Annotated in this window: 14 protein-coding genes; 4 read left to right on the forward strand and 10 right to left on the reverse strand. The window is 72.4% G+C overall.

The annotated features are described in order from the left end of the window. The first annotated feature begins 74 nt into the window (after positions 1–74). Positions 75–1,043 carry a zinc-binding dehydrogenase gene (locus AB0I79_RS34215; protein ID WP_357882026.1) on the forward strand — a complete coding sequence of 323 codons (969 nt, stop codon included), beginning with the start codon at positions 75–77 and terminating at the stop codon, positions 1,041–1,043. A 53-nt stretch (positions 1,044–1,096) separates the two neighbouring features. On the opposite strand, the gene AB0I79_RS34220 is transcribed toward AB0I79_RS34215, so the two are convergent. Continuing rightward, positions 1,097–1,474: a helix-turn-helix transcriptional regulator gene (locus AB0I79_RS34220; RefSeq protein WP_357882028.1), complete on the reverse strand. Its 378-nt coding sequence runs from the start codon at positions 1,472–1,474 to the stop codon at positions 1,097–1,099. A gap of 240 nt (positions 1,475–1,714) precedes the next feature. On the opposite strand from AB0I79_RS34220, the gene AB0I79_RS34225 reads away from it, so the two are divergent. Beyond that, on the forward strand, positions 1,715–2,932 hold the full coding sequence (locus tag AB0I79_RS34225; RefSeq protein WP_357882030.1) for an FxsB family cyclophane-forming radical SAM/SPASM peptide maturase: 1,218 nt from the start codon (positions 1,715–1,717) through the stop codon (positions 2,930–2,932). 4 nt (positions 2,933–2,936) lie between these two features. Here AB0I79_RS34225 and fxsT read toward each other — a convergent pair whose 3' ends face one another. Continuing rightward, a complete protein-coding gene (gene fxsT, locus AB0I79_RS34230; RefSeq protein WP_357882033.1) occupies positions 2,937–5,399 on the reverse strand; it encodes an FxSxx-COOH system tetratricopeptide repeat protein in 2,463 nt (820 codons plus the stop codon). A gap of 295 nt (positions 5,400–5,694) precedes the next feature. Here fxsT and fxsA point away from each other — a divergent pair, with 295 nt between their 5' ends. Together fxsA and AB0I79_RS34240 are read left to right on the forward strand one after the other, a co-directional pair. Further along, positions 5,695–5,886 (forward strand): FxSxx-COOH cyclophane-containing RiPP peptide, encoded by a 192-nt coding sequence (gene fxsA / locus AB0I79_RS34235; protein WP_357882036.1) that lies wholly within the window; start codon positions 5,695–5,697, stop codon positions 5,884–5,886. Between the two features lie 204 nt (positions 5,887–6,090). Further along, positions 6,091–7,656, forward strand: a complete 1,566-nt coding sequence (locus AB0I79_RS34240; RefSeq protein WP_357882039.1) for an ATP-binding protein — start codon at positions 6,091–6,093, stop codon at positions 7,654–7,656. Here the strand turns inward: AB0I79_RS34240 and AB0I79_RS34245 are convergent. From AB0I79_RS34245 to AB0I79_RS34280, 8 genes are all read right to left on the reverse strand, one after another. Then, a complete protein-coding gene (locus AB0I79_RS34245) occupies positions 7,631–9,499 on the reverse strand; it encodes an MFS transporter (protein WP_357882043.1) in 1,869 nt (622 codons plus the stop codon). The two genes, AB0I79_RS34240 and AB0I79_RS34245, sit on opposite strands and share 26 nt — an antisense overlap. Positions 9,500–9,782: 283 nt before the next feature. Further along, complete coding sequence (locus tag AB0I79_RS34250) at positions 9,783–10,586, reverse strand: glycerophosphodiester phosphodiesterase family protein (protein WP_357882046.1); 804 nt, start codon at positions 10,584–10,586, stop codon at positions 9,783–9,785. Between the two features lie 110 nt (positions 10,587–10,696). Next, positions 10,697–11,596 carry a sugar phosphate isomerase/epimerase gene (locus tag AB0I79_RS34255; protein ID WP_357882049.1) on the reverse strand — a complete coding sequence of 300 codons (900 nt, stop codon included), beginning with the start codon at positions 11,594–11,596 and terminating at the stop codon, positions 10,697–10,699. Between the two features lie 11 nt (positions 11,597–11,607). After that, positions 11,608–13,701 carry a PQQ-dependent sugar dehydrogenase gene (locus tag AB0I79_RS34260; protein ID WP_357882052.1) on the reverse strand — a complete coding sequence of 698 codons (2,094 nt, stop codon included), beginning with the start codon at positions 13,699–13,701 and terminating at the stop codon, positions 11,608–11,610. Positions 13,702–13,898: 197 nt separating this feature from the next. After that, positions 13,899–15,119 (reverse strand): trypsin-like peptidase domain-containing protein, encoded by a 1,221-nt coding sequence (locus tag AB0I79_RS34265; protein ID WP_357882055.1) that lies wholly within the window; start codon positions 15,117–15,119, stop codon positions 13,899–13,901. Between the two features lie 147 nt (positions 15,120–15,266). Then, positions 15,267–15,935, reverse strand: a complete 669-nt coding sequence (locus AB0I79_RS34270; RefSeq protein WP_357882057.1) for a response regulator transcription factor — start codon at positions 15,933–15,935, stop codon at positions 15,267–15,269. Beyond that, positions 15,932–17,092 carry a histidine kinase gene (locus tag AB0I79_RS34275; protein WP_357882060.1) on the reverse strand — a complete coding sequence of 387 codons (1,161 nt, stop codon included), beginning with the start codon at positions 17,090–17,092 and terminating at the stop codon, positions 15,932–15,934. Before AB0I79_RS34275 ends, AB0I79_RS34270 begins: the two co-directional genes overlap by 4 nt. Before the next feature lie 23 nt (positions 17,093–17,115). Then, positions 17,116–17,694, reverse strand: a complete 579-nt coding sequence (locus AB0I79_RS34280) for a hypothetical protein (protein WP_357882063.1) — start codon at positions 17,692–17,694, stop codon at positions 17,116–17,118. Positions 17,695–17,827: the final 133 nt, after the last annotated feature.

The raw sequence follows: 17,827 nt of genomic DNA on the forward strand, positions 1-17,827 counted from the left end.
CTGGGTTGTCCGGCTGATCGCTTCCCAGGCCATTCACTGCCCATTTTCTGCCCGAGAGTCTAAGGAGTCCAAGAATGCGCGCTGTCTGGTTGAGGGAGTTCGGCGGGCCCGAGGTGCTGCGGGTCGAGCAGACGCCGGATCCCGTGCCAGGTCCGGGACAGGTGCTGATCGAGACCGCGGCGATCGGGATCACGTACGTGGAGACGCAGGTGCGGTCGGGCTCGGCGCCCATGCCGCTGCCCGCGCTGCCGGTCATCCCCGGCAACGGTGTGGCGGGCACCGTCGTGGCGGCGGGGCCCGGCGTGGACGCCGCGCTGGTCGGGCAGCGGGTGGCCAGCACCACCGGCGGCTCGGGCGGCTATGCGGAGAAGGTGGCGGTCGACGCCGGCCTGCTCATCCCGATCCCGGACGGGCTCGGCCTGCGCGACGCGGTCGGCCTGCTGAACGACGGGCGCACCGCTCTGGGCGTCGCGCGGGCCCTCGCGCCCGTGGCCGGGGAGTGGGTGCTGATCGGGGCCGCCGCCAGCGGCGTCAGCAGCCTGCTGATCCAGCTCGCCAGGCAGGCGGGCGCGCGGGTGATCGCCGCTGCCAGCTCGAAGACCAAGCTGGACCTGGCCCTGAGCCGGGGCGCCGAGGTGGGCGTGGACTACACCGAGCCGCACTGGGCCGAGCGGGTACGCGAGGCGACCGGCGGCGCGGGCGTGGACGTGGCCGCCGATCCCGCGGGCGGCACCATCGGGCGGGCGGCGTTCGAGCTGGTCCGGCGGGGCGGGCGGTTCGTGGCGTTCGGGGCGGGCAGCGGGACGATGACGTCGATCCCCGAGGAGGAGGCGGCCGGGCGGGGCGTCACCCTGGTGCCGATGGGCGCGGCCTTCCCGTCGCCGGCGGCCACGTACGAGCTGTCGGTGCGGGCGCTGGCCGAGGGCGCCGCCGGGCGGCTGCGGCCGGTGATCGGCCAGACGTTCCCGCTGGAGCGGGCCGCCGACGCGCACGCGGCCATCGGCAAGCGGGCCACGCTCGGCAAGACGCTGCTGATCCCCTGAGGGGCCGGCGTGCCGCGCCCGAGCCGCCTCGCCGCGGCCGGCCCCCCGGCTCCTCATCCGGGGAGGACCTGCGCCTGGCCAGGCCGCTGCGGGGCGGGCCCGGCATCCTCGGACGCGTGCCCAGCCTGCGGCGGGACGGGCCCGGCCTCCCTCTCGGACGCGTGCCCGGCAGCCGGCCCCGGCTCGGCTGCCGGGCTCCGGCCGGCCGTGACCGGCTCGATGAGCTCCTCCATCGAGCAGTCGAGGATGTCCAGCAGGGCCATCAGCACGTGCAGGTTGAGCCGCACCGGCCGCTCGGCGACCAGCCGGTAGACCTGGCTCTGCGACAGCCGGAACCCCCGCTCCGCGAGCAGGGGCCGCAGGTCCGTGGTGGCGTACATGCCGCGGACGGCCATCACCTTCCGCAGGTGCCAGCGGTAGTCCAAACGCACATCCGTTCCTTGTCTCGGCCCGGGCGGGCGCGGCGCTGCCGAGGCGGGCCCCGCGCTCCCCACGTGCATCGGAGCGTGGCACGGCGGGCTGGCCAGAGTCATGACCGTTTCCTGCCCGGTCGTTGTCCATGTGGCGGCTACCAGCCCGGCGTTTGCCGATCTCGGATCCGGGGCATCCCCGTTGCCGCCGAGCCCTCAGCCGCCGCTGCGCTCGCATCTCGCCATCAGGAGCTGATCAGCGTGGGAAACAACGCCCGGCGCGAGCTCGAATGGCCGGCCGGCCTCGACGTCGGCACCCTGCTGGAGTCGGGGTGGCGGCCGACGCCGTTCCGGCAGTTCATCCTGAAGCTGCACAGCCGCTGCAACCTGGCCTGCGACTACTGCTACGTCTACGAGATGGCCGACCAGGGCTGGCGCGGCCAGCCGCGCCGCATGTCCAAGGCGACGATCGACCGGGTGGCCGCGCGCGTCGCCGAGCACGCCGAGGCGCACGGCATGCGGAACGTCGAGATCGTCCTGCACGGCGGCGAGCCGCTGCTCGCGGGCGTCGAGCACACCCGCTACGCGGTGAACCGGCTGCGTGCCGAGCTCGGCGACGGCGTCACGGCGACCGTCCGGGCGCAGACCAACGGGGTGCTGCTCAACGAGGCGTTCCTGCGGCTGTTCGCCGAGCTCGACGTGCGGGTGGGCGTCAGCCTGGACGGCGACGAGGAGGGGCACGACCGCCATCGCCGCCGCGCGCAGGGCACCGGCACCTACGCCGAGGTGCGGGCCGGGCTGGAACGCCTGACCGCGCCCGCGTACCGGCACCTGTTCAGCGGCTTGCTGTGCACGCTGGACCTGGCGAGCGACCCGGTCGTCACGTACGAGGCGCTGCTGCGGTTCGGCCCGCCGGTGGTGGACTTCCTGCTGCCGCACGGCAACTGGGACACCCCGCCGCCCGGCTGGTCGCGGGACGGCACGCCGTACGGCGACTGGCTCGTGGCCGTCTTCGACCGCTGGTACCAGGCCCCGGCGCAGGAGACGCAGGTCCGGCTGTTCAGCGAGATCATCCGCCTGCTCCTCGGCCGGCCGTCGCGCAGCGAGGCGATCGGCCTGTCACCGGTGGCGGTCGTGGTGGTGGAGACGGACGGCAGCATCGAGCAGGTGGACACGCTGAAGTCGGCCTACGACGGGGCCACGGTGACCATGCTGCACGTGCTGCGCGACTCGTTCGACACGGCGCTCTTCCTGCCGTCGGTGGCGGCGCGGCAGATCGGCGAGCAGGCGCTGTCGGCCCGCTGCTCCTCGTGCGCGATCGCCCGCGTCTGCGGCGGGGGCCTCTATCCGCACCGGTACCGCTCCGGCGCGGGCTTCCGCAACCCCTCCGTCTACTGCCGCGACCTGTACCGGCTGATCACGCACATCCGGCGGCTCGTGGCCGATGACGTGGCGCTCCTGACCGGCGCTCCCGGCTGAGCGGCTAGATCGGCGGCGGGTCGAAGTCGAGGTCGAGGTGGCGCCCTTCGGCCGCCGCCAGCGCGTCGGGATGCTCGCGCCCGAGCGTCTCCTCGTAGCGCCGCATCGTCTCGTCGAACAATCGCTTGGCCTCGTCGCCCCGGCCGGCGGCGGACAGGTCGGTGGCCAGGTTGGCGGCGGCGGCCAGCGAGGCCGGATGGTGCTCGCCCAGCAGACCGCGCAGCCGCCGCAGCGACTCCTCACCAAGGCGGCAGGCCCGGTCGAACTCGCCCAGCGCGGCCAGATCGCCGGCCAGGTTGACCGCGACGGTGAGCACGTAGTGGTGGTCGCGCCCGAACCTGGCCTCCAGCCCGGCCAGCGCCTGCTCGTTCAGCTCGTACGCCAGCGCGGGCTCGCCCCGCAGCCGCTCCAGCAGCGCCACGTTGCTGATGCAGCCGTGGTGGTACGGGTGCTCGGAGCTGTAGACCCTGGCGTAGCGGTCCATGGTGTCCTTGGCGAGCCTGTAGGCGTCCTCCACCAGGTCGTTGCTGCGCAGGGAGTTGGCCAGGCAGGTGGCCGCGGCCAGCGTGCCCGGGTGGTTGAGGTCGTAGATGCGCACGTATCGCCCGTGCACGTCCCGCGCCAGCTCCAGGCCCTCCTCCCGCTCGCCCGCCCGCTGCAGGGCGATGGCCAGGTCCTTCTGCACGAGGAGCACGCGCGGGTGGTCGGCGTCGAGATGCTGCCGCCCGTAGCCGAGCGCGTCCCTGCCCACGTCGCACGCCTCGTTGTAGTCGCCGCACTGCCTGACCGACCGGGCCAGGCTGGCCCACAGGTTGAGGAAGGTGCCCCTGCTCACCCTGCTCTCGTTGGCCTGGGCCGCGCGGTACGCCTCCTCCAGCAGCGCCTGCGAGGCCCGGTAGTCGCTGGTGAGGCCGTAGTCGAGCGCCAGGTTGTTGATCGCCCGCAGCGTCTGCACGTCGTCGGAGCCGAGCACGGCCCGGTGCCGCTCCACCGACTCCTTGTCGTGCTCTCTGGCGTCGATGAACCGGCCGCGCCCGCGCAGGTCGGCGCCGATGCCGTTGAGCAGGATCAGGACCTCGCGGTGGTCGGGCCCCAGCGCCTCGCGCATCGTGGCCAGCGTCGCCGTGTTGAGCTCGTACGCGTCGGCGTAGCGGCCGAACTCGCGCAGCATGTCGCCCTTGACGCGCTGCGCCCGCAGCACGTCCGGGTCCGTGGCCCCGGAGTCGCGGGACCACTGCCGCACGAACGCGTCGGCGTACCTGCTGGCGGTGCGGTAGTCGCCCGACGAGGCCAGGGCGCCCAGCATGTCGTGCGCGAACGACCGGACGTCCGCCCGGGTGCTCTGCGCCATCTCCGCCGGGTCCACGTGGGCGAGCAGCGCCTGGTAGCGCGGCCAGTTCGCGGGGATGTCGGCGCCCGCGGGGGCCGCCTCGACGATGAGGGAGTGCACCTCGGAGCGGATCTCGTCCTGCAGCGGCGCCGGCAGCTCCTCCCTCAGCAGCGCCTGGATCAGCCGGTGGACCTGGAGCGTGCGCTCGTCGGGGTCGATGCGCACCAGCGCGTAGCGCGCCAGCGTCGCGATGGCCTTGCTCAGCCGGATGGGCGTGGCGAGCAGCTGGGCCAGCTCGGGCCGCACCGGGCCCTTGACCGGGCGGAAGGCGTCGCGCGGGATGGGCTCGGGGCCGAAGAAAGCGCAGGTGCGCAGCAGCTCCATGGCTTCCGGCAGGTGCTCGCGCAGCTTGGTGACCGACAGCCGCCAGGCCGTCGTCATCGACCAGGGGTACTCCCGGGGCTTGCCCTCCTCCAGCAGGCTGGAGGCGTGCTGCTCGAACAGGCGCAGGTACTCCTGCGCCGACATGCCGGTCTCGACCTGGAGGGCGGCCGCCTGCTCCAGCGCCAGCGGCAGGTCGCCGAGCGCCTCCGCCAGCCTGTCGGCCTCCTCGACCGTGACCGACGGCACGCGCTTGGCGAGGAACTCCATGCTCTCCTTGCGCGGGAAGACGTCCACGGCGATCGTCTCGTAGACGCCGGCCCAGCGGTGGTTGCGCGAGGTGACCAGGACGTCGCCGGGGCCCGGCGGGATGAGCTCGCCGAAGTCCTCGGGCTGGTCGGCGTTGTCGAAGATGAGCAGCCAGCGGGCGTACGGCTCGCCCCTGCGCAGGGCGTCGAGCACGGCGTTGGCGGCGTCCTCGATGCCCGCCGTCGTGGCGTCGGGCACGCCCAGCTTCGGCGCGAGCTGCGCCAGGGTCGCACGGACCAGGCCGGGCTGGTCGGCGGGGATCCACCAGACGACGTCATAGCTGTCGCGGAAGCGGTAGGCGTACTCGATGGCCATCTGCGTCTTGCCGACGCCGCCCAGGCCGTGCAGGGTGTGCGGCACCACCGCCGTGACGTTGTCGCCGATGCCCGTGTGCAGCCTGTTGAGCAGGGTCTCCCGCCCGGTGAAGTTCTTGTTCCGCGGGGGCACTTTCCACACCGTCGGAAAATCACGTGGTGACCGCTCCGTGGTGGACGGCTCTGAAACCATCACGCGTTCCGCCTCCCGTCCACTCGACCCGATGACGTTTTCGTTCGATGGATTGCGACCGCAAAGGCATGGGGAAGTAATGATGACGAGCACCATCCTAACCGTCCGGACCGGCCCCGCAGCGGTAGAGTCAGACGAAGACTGAGAGCACCGGATTAATGGCTCCACGAAAGTCCTGATCAATTTCAACGGGGCGGGGCCGCCGCCGGCGACTCATGGCCACGAGGGAGCGCTCATGCGACCGCAGCTTTCCGTACGCCAGGGCGACCTGGTCGACGTCTCCGCACTCTCCCCCGTCCACCTGCGCGAACTCGGCGACTCGGCCCTGGGCACGGCCTTGCGCGAGTTGTTCGAGCACGGCCGGGAGCAGGAGGACGTGTACGCGGCATTCGACAACAGCACGCCTCCCGCGCGCGCGGAGAACTGACCGCCGACATTCATTTCGGGGGTCCGAAACGGCCGCGCCCGGCAAGTGCTCCGCATCAACGTGCGGTACCTTGGGAATGTGGTGCGGAATGAGACATCATTGCGTTTCGGCCCGGGCGATATTTGATTTCGCACCGTGGCGTACCGGGTCGTTCCCCGGCCCGGCGGCGCGATATGTCAGCTCCTCGGTTAGCGAGGTCTCCCCATGGCAGGAATACCCGCGGCACTGCGGCGGCGACGCAGCCCCTTCATCGGCCCGCGGCCGTTCACCGCTCATGACGAGAGCCTCTTCTTCGGACGGTCCGACGAGATCCGGCTGCTGCGGGGGCTGTGGCGGCGCAACCGGCTGACGATCCTCCACTCCGACGCCGCCGCGGGCAAGACCTCGCTGCTGCGCGCGGGTCTCATCCCCAAGCTGCGCGCCGACAACGCCAACGTGCTGCCGCTCGGCCGGGCCACCTCGTGCCAGGTCTGGCCGGCCGCCGCCCTGCCGGGCCACAACCCGTACGTGCTCACCCTGCTGTCGTCCTGGGACCCGGAGGAGTCGCCGGGGCGGCTGGCGGAGCTGTCGGTCGGCGAGTTCGTCCGCGGCAGGCAGACCCTCGACAGCGACGGGGAGCCGGCCCCGATCTTCGCCGCCGTCGACCAGGCGGAGGCGTTCCTGCGCCGGCAGGAGCCGCACCAGGGGCACCGCCGCCGGCTGCTGGACGAGCTCTTCGAGGCGCTGGCCCGCCGGCCGAACCTGCGCCTGCTCCTGGCCGTACGCTCCGACTACCTCGACGACCTGCGCCACGAGGTGAAGGACGCCGGCCGGCCGGAATGCGCCGAGTACCACCTCAGGCCCCTGACGCCCGAGGCCGCCACCGACGTCGTGAGCCGCTCCGCCCAGGCCATGCGGCTGCGCCTCCCGCCCGCCGAGGTCGAGGAGCTGCTGGAGGAGCTGCGCGCGGTCAGGGACGAGAGCGGCCGCGTGAGCCGGCTGACCCGGGCGATCGACCCCCTGCTCCTGCAGGTGGCGGGGGCGCACCTGTGGCGCGATCCCCCCGGCCACGACCACCTCGTCCCGGCGAGCCTGCGGGCCGAGGTCGAGCGTGCCCTGGCCGACTGGTGCGGCAGGACGCTCGCCGCCGCCGCGGCCGAGCACGAGCTGTCGCCGCGCGAGCTGGAGGCCTGGCTGCGGCGCACCGTCCTGCACCGGGGCAGGACCGGCACGGCCCCGGCCGCCGAGATCACCGGCGCGTTCCTGCACTCGCTGGAGGACCGCCACCTCATCACGGACGCCCGGCACAGCGCGGGCCCCGACCTGCGCCGGCGGCGCCTGCTCGCCCCGCTGCGCGGGCTCGACCCCGGGCAGTGGCCCTCGCTCCCGCCGGACCCGGCCGCGCTGCTGTGCGCCGCCGTGCGCGCCCGCGCCGCGGGCGAGCCGGGCCGGGCCGGGCGGCTGGCCCGCGAGGCCGCCCGCGTCTGCCCGCCGAAGGAGATGCGGGTGCGCGCCGACATCGAGTCGCTGCTCGGCAACCTCTGCTACGAGCAGCGCTCGCTGGACGAGGCCGTCGCCCGCTACCTCGCCGCCGCGACCCTGTACGAGGCGCTCAACGACTGCGCCTCCGTGGGCTGGATGCTCGCCGCGGTCGGCCGTATCTCGCTCGCCCAGGGCAGGCGGAGCACGGCCATCGAGCACATGATGGCGGCCGTCAGCAGGATCCCGAACGACCCGGTCGTACGGACCGGCCTCGGCCAGGCGCTCACAGGAGGCATCGCTGATCAGTGAAACCGCACTGCTCACCCTGATCACCGGCGGCAGCGCCGTGCTGGCCGCGCTGTCCGGCGCCGGCTTCTACATGATCAGTGAGCGGAACAAGATCAGGCAGGACCGTGCGGCGGCGGCGGAGGAGCGGGAAGCGCTCCGGCAGGACGCACAGGTCAAGGAGCTGCTCGCGGCGTTCGCGGACGCGCAGGCGGCGGTGCTGAAGCTCGGCCTCGCCGTGCGCATCTCCCTGGACATGCGCGGCAACAGCCTTGCCCGCCTCGGCGGCGAGGACCGGCCCGAGCAGCTCCGCCAGGTACGCGTGGAGTACCTGGCGGCCAGCGTCGCGGTCGCGTGGCTGCGGCCGCTGTGCCCGCCGCGGGTCCACCACAGGATCGAGTCGCTGAGCCGGGCAGTCGACGAGGCCTACCTTCAGGCGTGGTCCACCTCGGTGCCCGCGGAGGCTCCTGCGGCGATACAGACCAGCCTGCAGGGCAGCCTCCATGCGCTGAGCGACGACCTCTTCCACGAGGTGGCCAGGGAGCTCCCCGCTCCCGTGCCCGGCCCCGTCGCCCGGCCGCTCCCGGCGGAGCCGGCGGCGGACGGATGACGGGCGCCGCGGCGCGGAGATCGCCAGGGCCAGCACGCCGACCACGGCGGCCACGAGGACGACGGCGCCCTCCGTGCCGAGCAGGGCGAGGAGGTAGCCGCCCGCCAGGGCGCCGAGCGGCACGGTGCTGCCGGAGAAGAACCGGATCACGCTGGTGACCCGGCCGAACAGCCTCTTCGGCACGCCCGAGGCCTGGTAGAGGACCAGCGCGACGTTGATGTGCGCCCCGATGAACCCGATCCCGCCCCACGCGGCGGGCAGCACGGCGGCGACGTACAGGAGCGAGCCGTGGTCGGCCACGGTGAGGCACGCGCTCAGCAGCAACCACGCCCAGACGCCCGCGACGATCAGCCGGGCCGGCTTCATCCTGCGCAGCATGCGCGGGGCCATCAGCGAGCCCAGCACCCCGCCCAGCCCCGAGGCCGCGATCAGCAGGCCGATCACCAGGGGCGACAGGTGCCGCTCGTGGGCGAGCAGGACCAGGGTCAGGCCCAGGGTCTGGAAGGCGAAGTTCGCCAGCGCGCAGACGATCATGACGCGGGCGAGGAACTCCTCGTGCCGCAGGAAGGTCAGGCCGCGCCAGAACGCGCGGATCTGCCACGCCGCCCGCAGCGGCCGCCCGGCCGCGGCCCGCGCGAACCGCTTGTTCCGCATCCTCAGCAGGGTGAGCGCCGACACGACGGAGGTCGCGACGTCCAGCAGGAACGGCCAGCAGCGGCCCAGCTCGAACAGCCACCCGCCGAGCGGCCTGCCCAGCAGCCCGGCCACGTGGGTGCGGGCCTCGTTGCCCGCCATGGCCTTGGCCAGCCGCTCGCGCCGCACCAGCCAGGGCACGGCCGTCGTCTCCGCCGTGGTGTAGAGCACCACGCAGATGCCCTGCGCGACGCTGACGAGCGGCAGGAGGTACACGATGCCCTCGTCGCCGCCCTGGCCGACGAGCAGGCAGCCGACCATCAGCACGGCCAGCGCCGCGCGGACGAGCATGCTGCCGACCATCACCCGGCGCCGGTTGGAGTAGTCGGCCAGCACCCCGGCGGGCAGGTGCAGCAGGATGCGCGGCAGCGTGCCGGCGGCGGCCACCCATCCGGCGAAGACGGGCGAGCTGGTCAGCGTGAGCGCGAGCAGTGGTGCGGTCACCGTGGAGGCCATGTTCCCCAGTTGCGAGGCGGTGGAGCCGGTCCACAGGAGCCGGAGGTCCCGCCTCTCCGCCAGGCCGGGAACATGGCCCGGTTGCGCGCTTTCGGTGCTTTCGGCCACCTCTATCCCTGTTCCCAAGGCGACGCGCAGGACACTGCGCGGCTGGCGTGCATGGAAGGACGCGCCACCGCCGGACGGCGGGAGCGTCTGCGTCTTGGTTGGATCGCACCGGTCACGCTTGGAGATCTGGCCTGGCACGTTCCACGCTTCACCCATGGGACGGCATTTGTTCCGCACGGCTGTCGCGCACGTTGAGGCACGTTACCGTGACCGTCGGCGATACAAGGCCACAACATGCAAGAACGCCTTTCACGGGTGGACCTCCCAGCCTAGGCCGCGGGCGTCACCCGCGCCGGACGACGGCCTGGAGGCGGTCGGGCCGGTTGGTCATGATGCCGTCCACGCCGTACGAGACGAGCCGCCGGATGAGGGCGGGCCGGTCGGCCGACCAGGTGTATACGCGCATGCCCCGCTCGTGCACCTTCTTGACGTACCGGGCGGTGAGCCCGGCGTGCGGAACGGTGAGGCCGTCGGCGTACCTGGCCACCTCGGCGAGCCTGCCGGCGGCGGGCTTGCCGAGCAGCGCGATGGGCAGGCCGGGCACCATGTCGCGCAGGACCCGCATCGACGGCCAGCCGAACGCCTGCACGGTCAGCCGCTCCGGGCTCCACGACTCGCGCTCCTCCTGCAGCTCGGCGGCCACGCGGCGGTCGATGTCCGGGCTGCGCGGGGAGTGCTTGATCTCCAGCAGCAGCCCGGTGCCGGTGCCGCGCGTGGCCTCCAGGGCCCGCCTGAGCGTGGGCACACCCTCGCCGCGGAAGCGCGGGGAGAACCACGATCCCGCGTCCAGCCGCTGGATCTCCGCGAGCGTGAAGTCGGAGACCCGCCACGGCTTCCGCCTGGGGAAGATCTTCTCGACGTTCGTGGTCCGGCTCAGGGTCTCGTCGTGCATCAGCACGAGCCGGTGGTCCTTGGTCTGCTGGACGTCGAACTCGCACACGTCGGCCCGGTGGGCCCTGGCCACGGCGCACGCCGCGATGGTGTTCTCCGGCGCGTTGGCCGAGCCGCCGCGGTGGGCGATGTTGTCCACCTGCGGCGGCACGGCGGTGATGATCGCGGTGACGACGACACCGAGCGAGTGGTACATACTTCCCCCCAGGCCCCATATGTCTCAGTGTGGAGGAAAGTTCCCAGACGACCGCTTTCTACCGCGTGTCGGTGACGTCAGCACGAACTCTTTAACGGTTCGGCGACCCCCTAGAACCGGATCTTGCGCAGGTAGCGGTAGCCGACCTCCGACGTCTGCCTCGGCGTCACGTCGGGGGTGTCGTTCTCCACGATGTACTCCCTGACCCGGTGGGCGTCGAAGACCCGGCGGAAGTCGATCGTGCCGGTGCCCAGGTCGGCCATGTCACCGTCCAGGTGCCGGTCCTTGACGTGGTACTGCAGCACCCGCTGCGGCGCCCGCCTGATGACGTCGATCGCGAACTTCACCGGGTCCCTGGCCCCGCGCCCGACGCCGCCGGTGACCGCCCAGTAGATGTCGATCTCCAGGTGGACCAGGCGCGGATCGAGCTCGGAGGTGAGCACGTCCCAGGGGGTCACCCCGCCGCCGAGGTCGGTGGTGAACTCGTGGGCGTGGTTGTGGTAGCCGTAGCGCAACCCGGCCTTGCGGGCGGCCTGCGCCTCGACGTTCATCCGCTCGGCCCAGCCCTTCCACTCGTCCAGGCTGTCCGAGGCCAGGTACGGCACGACCATGTAGGTCTGGCCGAGCGTCAGCGCGTTCTCGATCTTCGTCTCCAGGGCGGCGTCGTCGGGGCTGATGCCGTCATGGCTGGAGCTGGCCTCGATGCCGAGCCCGTCGAGGAAGTCGCGTAACTGCCGCGCCGTGCGGCCGAAGTAGCCCAGCGCCAGCTCGACCTTCGGATATCCGAGCTCGGCCAGGTAGGTGAGGGTGGTGTCGTAGTTCTGGGCCAGGTCGTCGCGTACCGTCCAGAGCTGGATGCTGATCTGGCCAGGAGGGACGCGCTCCCTGCCGCCGTGGTGGTGCGGCGGTGTCGCCGCGGCGGCGGGGGACGCGGCGGCCAGGGCGGCGGCGCCCAGCCCGAGGCCCGCGGCGAGCAGGGAGCGCCTGCTGGGGCCGTAGCCGTAACACATGAGGGTGTCTCCTAACTGGTGGGCTCGAGCACGACCTGCGTGCTGGACGTCAGCGGGGGCAGGCCCCCGGTGCCGGGGTCGGTGTAGGTGGCCACGAAGACGCCGGTGAGCTCGTCGGTCTCCGGGTCGTGGCCGCTCGGCACGGTGGTCTGGATGGAGCCCGTGCAGCCGCGGGCCGTGGTCTGCGGGTGGCCGTGGTCGTCGTGCCCGAGGATGTAGTCCACGGTCACGTTCGCGCAGTCCACCGCCTGGTCGTCGGTGACGCGTACCTCGAACTCGACGAGGTCACCGAAGGCGAACGGCTGGCCGGCCACCGGCCGCACCAGCTCGACGACCGGCGCGGCGTTGCCGACCACGATCCGCACCGAGGTGGCCGCCGACCTGCCGCTGGGGTCGGTGACCCGCAGGGTGGCCTGGTAGATGCCGTTCTCCGTGTAGGTGTGCGTGCCGCTCGGGCTGCGGGAGTCCACCCGGCCGTCGGCGTCGAAGTCCCACGCGTAGCGGATCCGGTCGCCGTCGGCGTCGCTGGTGCCGGTGCTGGTGAAGCTGACGGTGAGCGGGGCCAGGCCGCTCGTCGCCGAGGCCTGCGCGACCGGGATCGGCGTGTGGTTGCCGGTGTTGCCGATGTAGTCGATGCGGGCGAGCTGGGCGTCCGGGTTCTCGCTGAAGAAGCCGTCGCCGTACTCGAGGACGTAGAGCGCGCCGTCGGGGCCGAACTCCAGGTCCATCGGGTTGTCGAAGACGAACGAGGGCAGCACGGGCTCGATCCGCCTCCCGTTGCCGTGGAACGCCTTGACGTAGTCGCGGGTCCACTCGTAGAAGAGCGGGACGCCGTCGTAGTACCGCGGCCAGCCCACGGCCGTGCGGCCGCGCGTGTCGGACGGGTCGAAGTCGTAGGCCGGTCCCGCCATCGGGCCGATACCGCCGGTGCCCAGCTCGGGGAACTCCTGCGACGGCCCGTACGAGTACCACACGTCCGGCTGCACGACCGGCGGCAGCCGGCGCAGGCCGGTGTTGCGCGGCGACTCGTTGACCGGCGCCGCGCAGTCGAACGGGGCGCCCGAGGCGCCGGTGGCGAAGTCGTAGTCCACGTACGGCAGCCGCGCCGTCGCGCAGTACGGCCAGCCGTAGTTGCCCGCCCTACGGACCACCGTCCACTTGCCGTGCCCCGCCGGGCCGCGCGCCGGGTCGGCCTCCTGCTGGTCGGGCGAGTAGTCGGCGACGTACAGCTCGCCGGTGCGCCGGTTCAGCTCGATCCTGAACAGGTTGCGCAGGCCCATCGCGTAGATCTCCGGCCGGGTGCCCGCCGTGCCCGGCCTGAAGAGGTTGCCCCTGGGGATCGTGTACGAGCCGTTCTCGCGCACGCTGATGCGCAGGACCTTGCCGCGCAGGTCGTTGGTGTTGCCGGCGCTGCGCTGGGCGTCGAAGGCCGGGTTCCTGTCGGCCCGCTCGTCGATCGGGGTGAAGCCGTCGGACTGGAACGGGTTCGTGTCGTCGCCGGTGGACAGGTAGAGGTTGCCGGCGGCGTCGAAGACGATGTCGCCGCCGACGTGGCAGCAGATGCCCCGGTCCACCGGGACGTCGAGGATGCGCTGCTCGCTGCGCAGGTCGATGGTCGTGCCGCTCCAGCGGAAGCGGGACAGCCTGATCAGGCCCTTGAAGGGCGCGAAGTCCGCCGGCGTGCCGGCGAACGGGGCGTCGCCCTCGTTGACGTCCGGGGTCGCGGGGTCGTCGACCGGGGTGTTCAGCGGGGGCGAGTAGTAGAGGTAGACCCAGTCGTCCTTCTTGGAGCCCTTGCCGAAGCCGGGGCTGAGTGCGACGCTCTGCAGCCCGTCCTCGTCGTGCTCGTAGACGTCGAGGTCGGCGGCCAGCGTGTTGAGCCCGGTCTTCGGGTCGTGCAGCCAGACCTCGCCCTTCCTGGTCGTGTGCAGCACCCTGGAATCGGGTAACACCGCCAGGTCCATGGGCTCGCCCGGGTTGTCGTTGAGCGTGACCTTCTGGAACTGGGAGTCGGGCGGCGGCGCCGCCACGCCCGCCTGTGCGGCGGCTGCCGGCATGAGGATCGCCGCAGCGGTCAGGGCTGTCATCACGGTTCTCGCACTCATGCCTCTCTCCTTCCGTCTACTCGGGGGGATAAGAGAGGGCAAATTAACGTGAATGTAACCCGAGTTACGCCGATCGAGGAGGGTCTCATCGCCACCGATCCGCGCATCTTCCGCCTCGGATCGGACTAAGTGCCCAGACAAAGATCGCCCCCACCCGTACGGGCGGAGGCGATCTCGGGTGATGGGCAGCGCGCGGGCTACTGCTGCTTCTGCTGCTCCATGGTGACGGTGACGGTGTTCTCCTCGCCGTCACGCTGGTAGGTGATGACGACCTGCTGGCCGACCTTGTAGCCGCGCACCTGGCCGACGACCGTGTCCCCGCCCTGGACCGGCGTCTCGCCGATCCTGGTGATCAGGTCCCCCTGCCGCAGCCCGGCCTTCTCGGCGGGGCTGCCCTTGGTCACCTGCCGGATGAGCGCGCCGGAGACGTCCCCGCTGGCGTCGGTGACGCTCACGCCCAGGAACGCGTGGCTCACCGTGCCCTTGCTGATGAGCTGCTCGGAGACGTGCTTGGCGGTGTTCACGGGGATCGCGAAGCCGAGGTTGACGCCGTCGGCGGCGACCGCGCTGTTGATGCCGACCAGCTCTCCCGCCGCGTTCACCAGGGCGCCGCCGGAGTTGCCAGGGTTGATCGCCGCGTCGGTCTGGATCATGCCGCCGAGCGTGGTCGTCTCCTCCTGCCGCTGCCCCTGCCCGCCCCAGCCCGGCGGGAGCTGCTGCTCCGGCTGACCGCTCCCGGAGGTCACGGTACGGTCCAGCGCGCTGATGATGCCCGAGGTCACCGTGCCGTCCAGGCCCAGCGGGCTGCCGATGGCCAGCACGTCGTCGCCCACCTTGAGCTGGTCGCTGTCGCCGAGCGCCACCTTGGCCAGCCCCGACACGCCCTCGGCCTTGATCACGGCCAGGTCGGTGGCCGGGTCGGTGCCGACCACGGTCGCCTTGGCCGTCTTGCCGTCGTTGAACTTGACCGTCAGCCCGCCGTTCTGCCCCGAGACGACGTGGTTGTTGGTCAGGATGTATCCGTCCTGCGACAGCACCACGCCCGAGCCCTCGCTCGTCTGGCCCTGGATCATCACCACGGACGGCTGCACCTTCTCCGCCACCTGCGCCACCGTGTACTGGTCGGCTGCGGTGCGGAACACCGGGCTCGGGTTGCTCGCGGTGGTGGTCGCCACGGGCTGCGGGTTCGCCCCCGCCAGGTACGCGCCCACGGCCCCGCCACCCAGCGCCGCCGCCGACAGGCCGGCCACGGCGGCCAGCGCCAGCCCGGCGATCGCCTTGCGGGTCAGCATGAACCCGGCGCGCCTCGGCGGCGGAGGCGGCGGCATCACCGGGTTCGGCCGGGTGAACCCTCCGGCGGCAGGCGGGGTGTCACCGAACTGGCTCCAACCGCCGGTGCGAGGCTCGTTCGCGTCCATGTCATCTCCTAGAGTCCCGATGACACAAGAGTGAGCCATGGTGCGTAAACACCGACTAAGCCGGATTGCCCGGTTATCCGCACCCGCTGATCTCCGCCTTATCGGTGCTGGCAGCGGTGATCAGCGCGCCGGGAAAATTCCGCGAAATCAGTGGGTGTCGCCTGGGACGATCAGCCCCGTCTCGTACGCCGCGATCACCGCCTGCACCCGATCGCGCAGCCCCAGCTTGGCCAGCACGTTGCTGACGTGCGTCTTCACCGTGTGCTCGCTGACCACCATCTCCCGCGCGATCTCCGCGTTGGACAGCCCCCTGGCCATCATGCGCAGCGTCTCCTGCTCCCGCCCGGTCAGCACCGCCAGCCGCTCCGACGGCGGCGCGACGGAGCGCGGGGCGGCGCGGGCGGTGAAGTCGGCGATGAGCCGGGTGGTGACCGAGGGGGCGAGCAGCGACTCGCCGGCCGCGACCACCCGTACGGCGTGCACCAGGTCGTCGCGCCTGACGTCCTTGAGCAGGAACCCGCTGGCCCCCGCCCGCAGCGCGTCGTAGACGTAGTCGTCCAGGTCGAACGTGGTGAGCATGAGGACCCGGCAGTCCCCGTCCGCGCAGACGGCGCGGGCGGCCTCGATGCCGTCCATGACGGGCATGCGGATGTCGAGCAGGAGCAGGTCGGGCCGGTGCTCGCGGACGGCGGCGATCGCCTGGAGCCCGTCTCCCGCCTCGGCGACGACCTCGATGTCCGGCTGGGCGTCGAGGATCATGCTGAACCCCGCGCGGACGAGCTCCTGGTCGTCCGCCACCACGACGCGGATGCTCACGACGCCGCCAGCGGAAGCCGGACGAGCACCTGGAAGCCGGGCCCGCCGGCGCGCGGGCCGAGCTCGGCGGTGCCGCCGCACGCGGCGGCGCGCTCCCGGATGCCGATCAGGCCGTTGCCGCCCGACGGGAGCCCGGGGTCCCGGCCACGGCCGTCGTCGGTGATGTCGATCATGAGTGCGTGGTCCTGCCAGGTGAGAGCGATGCCGGCACGGGTGGCGCCCGCGTGCTTGACGATGTTGGTGAGGGCTTCCTGGGTGATGCGGTACGCGGCCACCTCGGTGTCGGGTGACAGCGGCCGGGGCGAGCCCGTGGTGGAGTATGTCACGTGCAGCCCGGTGGCCCGGACCTGGTCGGCGAGGGCGGGCAGCCCGTCGACGGTGGGCTGCGGGCCGCGCGGGCCCTCCTCCTCCTTGAGCACCTTCAGCAGGCGGCGGAGCTGGTCCATGGCGTCGCGCCCGGCGCCGGCGATGGCGTCGAAGGCGGCCACGGCCCTGGCCGGGTTCGAGGTGACCGCCACCGGACCGGCCTCGGCCTGGACGACCATGACGCTGACCGCGTGGGCGAGGATGTCGTGCATGTCGCGGGCGATCCTGGCCCGCTCCCGCTCGGCGGCGCGCTCGGCCTCGATCTCGCGCTCGCGGGCGAGCCGCACGGCGCGCTCCTCCAGCGCGGCGGCGTGGGCGCGGGAGGCGGCGGCCGCGCGGCCGATGGCGTACGCGGCGACGAACTGCACGGTCCCGCGCACCCCGGACTCGGCCGAGCCGACGATGAGCAGGCCGCCGCCGAGCGTGACGGCGAACGCGATCCACCGCTTCCACCTGCTGGAGTAGGCGGCCAGGGTGTAGAGGGCCACCAGGCCCGTGTACCAGATGGGCTGCGAGGCCACCTCCTCCACCAGGTCGTAGAAGCCTGTGGGGATGCAGACGGCCAGCAGCACGATCACCGGCGCGCGGCGCCGCCAGATCAGCGGCACGGCGGAGACCACCACCACGGTGTATCCCCACCAGTGCCAGGGCCCGCCGTGCGGGTTCTCACGGGACAGGAACGGCCAGAGCTGCACGGCCAGCACCAGCGCCGCGAGCGCGCCGTCCACCAGGGTCGTGGGCAGGCCGCCGTACCAGCGGCGGAACCGCGCGACCAACCGTGACTCGGACATAAGCCCCAATTGTGCCCTCCGTCTCACGCGACGGCGACCGCGTGGCGGGCGGGTTCCCGGCGCGCGAGCGGCACGAACGAGATCAGCAGGCACAGGGCGCCGAGCGGGATGAGGTCCTTGTCCATGAACGGCAGGGCCAGGTCGAGCAGCACCAGCGCGGGCATCCACGCCTTGACCCGGCGCATGACCGCGAGCTGCAGGACCAGGGCGAGCTGGGCCAGGTAGAACAGGAACGGGCCGCCGTCGTAGACCACCGGCGACACCCCCGGCACGCTCTGCACCTGGTCGAAGAGCACGCCCATCCCGTCGTGGTCGGCGGCCATGAACCCGACCACGATGTCGATCCCGAACTGCGCGAGCAGCGTCACGATGCCGGCGGTCCCGGCCACCGCGCTCACGGTGGACAGGGTGTCGCGGCCCGCCATGGCGCGCAGGCGCCAGAAGATCTGGGCGAACAGGACGAGGGCCGCCATGAACGCGAGGTGGCCGACGGTCCAGGCGAGGCCGGGGCCGCGGCTGCCGTCGAACCCGTCGATGATGCGGATCACCCCGTAGGCGAAGGTGAGCAGGGGCGCGGCGATGAAGGCGAAGCGGGAGTTCATGGCGGAAATCCTCGGCCCGTGGAGGGCCGCCGGGCATCGCCGGTGCGAGGGATTCGCGGGCTCCCTCGCGGGAGGGAGGAGAGATGGGTCGCGTCGGCGATCCGCGGCGGGGGTGCCGCCCAGCAGGATTGCC

Source organism: Nonomuraea sp. NPDC050202 (assembly GCF_040656115.1).
Lineage (GTDB): Bacteria > Actinomycetota > Actinomycetes > Streptosporangiales > Streptosporangiaceae > Nonomuraea.

Excerpts from the sequence above, each read along its gene's own strand:
- fxsA (WP_357882036.1), top strand. The coding sequence starts at position 5,695 with ATGCGACCGCAGCTTTCCGTACGCCAGGGCGACCTGGTCGACGTCTCC.
- AB0I79_RS34240 (WP_357882039.1), top strand. The coding sequence starts at position 6,091 with ATGGCAGGAATACCCGCGGCACTGCGGCGGCGACGCAGCCCCTTCATC.
- AB0I79_RS34260 (WP_357882052.1), bottom strand. The coding sequence starts at position 13,701 with ATGAGTGCGAGAACCGTGATGACAGCCCTGACCGCTGCGGCGATCCTC.
- AB0I79_RS34255 (WP_357882049.1), bottom strand. The coding sequence starts at position 11,596 with ATGTGTTACGGCTACGGCCCCAGCAGGCGCTCCCTGCTCGCCGCGGGC.
- AB0I79_RS34275 (WP_357882060.1), bottom strand. The coding sequence starts at position 17,092 with ATGTCCGAGTCACGGTTGGTCGCGCGGTTCCGCCGCTGGTACGGCGGC.
- AB0I79_RS34250 (WP_357882046.1), bottom strand. The coding sequence starts at position 10,586 with ATGTACCACTCGCTCGGTGTCGTCGTCACCGCGATCATCACCGCCGTG.
- AB0I79_RS34215 (WP_357882026.1), top strand. The coding sequence starts at position 75 with ATGCGCGCTGTCTGGTTGAGGGAGTTCGGCGGGCCCGAGGTGCTGCGG.
- AB0I79_RS34265 (WP_357882055.1), bottom strand. The coding sequence starts at position 15,119 with ATGGACGCGAACGAGCCTCGCACCGGCGGTTGGAGCCAGTTCGGTGAC.
- AB0I79_RS34280 (WP_357882063.1), bottom strand. The coding sequence starts at position 17,694 with ATGAACTCCCGCTTCGCCTTCATCGCCGCGCCCCTGCTCACCTTCGCC.